Source organism: Nocardia sp. NPDC060220 (genome assembly GCF_042727815.1).
Taxonomy (GTDB): domain Bacteria; phylum Actinomycetota; class Actinomycetes; order Mycobacteriales; family Mycobacteriaceae; genus Nocardia.
In genome coordinates this window covers 1-1366 of record NZ_JBHWZY010001272.1, presented here as the reverse complement: position 1 = coordinate 1366, position 1366 = coordinate 1, and the positions used below count along the sequence as shown (strand labels likewise).

The following is a 1366-nucleotide window of genomic DNA, read 5'->3' as shown; positions in this document are numbered from 1 at the left end:
GGCCGAGGTCGAGGTCGCGTTCACCGTCGACCTGCTGGGCTACTACGCGCGAAACGCCGCGAAGTTTCTCGCCGATACCGCCGTGAGCCCCCACACCCCGTTGATGCGGGTCAAGAAGCTGACCACCACGTACACGCCGTATCCGGTGGTCGGCATCATCACACCGTGGAACTTCCCTCTCGCCATGCCTGCCTCCGACCTCGTCCCGGCGCTCGCCGCGGGCGCCGCGGTGCTGCTCAAGCCCTCGGAGGTGACCCCGCTGACGCCGCTCGCCCTCGCGCGCGGCTGGGCCGAGATCGGTGCGCCGCCGGTGTTCACGGTGGTCTCCGGATCCGGCGCCACCGGTGCCGCGGTGGTCGGCAACGCTGATTTCATCCAGTTCACCGGCTCCGGCAACACCGGTCGCCGCATCGCGGTCGCCTGCGCGGAACGCACGCTGCCCTACAGCCTCGAGATGGGCGGCAAGGACCCGGCGATCGTGCTGGCCGACGCCGACCTCGACCGCGCAGCCAACGGCATCGCCTTCGGCGCACTGACCAACGCCGGACAGCTGTGCGTGTCGGTGGAGCGGGTGTACGTCGAGGCCGCGGTGTACGACGAGTTCGTGAACAAGCTGGTGGCCCACGTCAAGACGCTGCGGCTCGGCCGCGACGACCGCAGCGGAAACATCGACGTCGGCCCCCTCGCCAACCAGGCCCAGCTCGACATCGTCACCCGCCACGTCGATGACGCGCTGGCCCAAGGCGCGCGAGCGCTCACCGGCGGCAAGGCGACAGGCGAGGGCAACTTCTTCGAACCGACGGTCCTGGTCGACGTCGATCACTCGATGTCGTGCATCACCGAGGAAACGTTCGGCCCGACGATCCCGGTCATCAAGGTCGCCGATGCGAACGAGGCGATCCGGCTCGCCAACGACTCCGAGTACGGACTGTCGGCCTCGGTGTGGACGGGCAACAAGTCCCGCGGGCAGGCAATCGCGCGGCGACTGGCCGTCGGCGCGGTGAATATCAACGACGCCACCATCAATCTGTTCAATTTCGCGCTCCCCCACGGTGGTTGGGGCCAGTCCGGCACCGGGTACCGATTCGGCGGTGCCGACGGCGTGCGCAAGTACTGCCGCAAGCAGGCGATCACGGCTCCGGCGCTGCCGACCCAGAAGTCCGAACTCGTCTGGTACCCGTACAGCCTCAAGAACTTCGGCTTCATGCGGAACGCGATGCGCGCGACCGGCGCTCGCGGCCGGCGCCGCTTCGGCAGGTAGGGGTCCGGCCGCGGACGGATGTCTCACCGAGCCGGTGAGACATCCGACCGCGGCACGCGGGGGTCGCAGCCCCCCGCCAGGGAATCAGCCGGTCTCTTATAAACC

General features: G+C 68.9%; 1 protein-coding gene. It reads left to right on the top strand.

Translation table 11 applies throughout. The annotated features are described in order from the left end of the window. Nucleotides 1-1261: aldehyde dehydrogenase family protein (locus tag ACFWF3_RS35965; protein WP_379318631.1), on the top strand; the 1261-nt coding region annotated here is incomplete at its 5' end. Between the last annotated feature and the right edge of the window lie 105 nt (nt 1262-1366).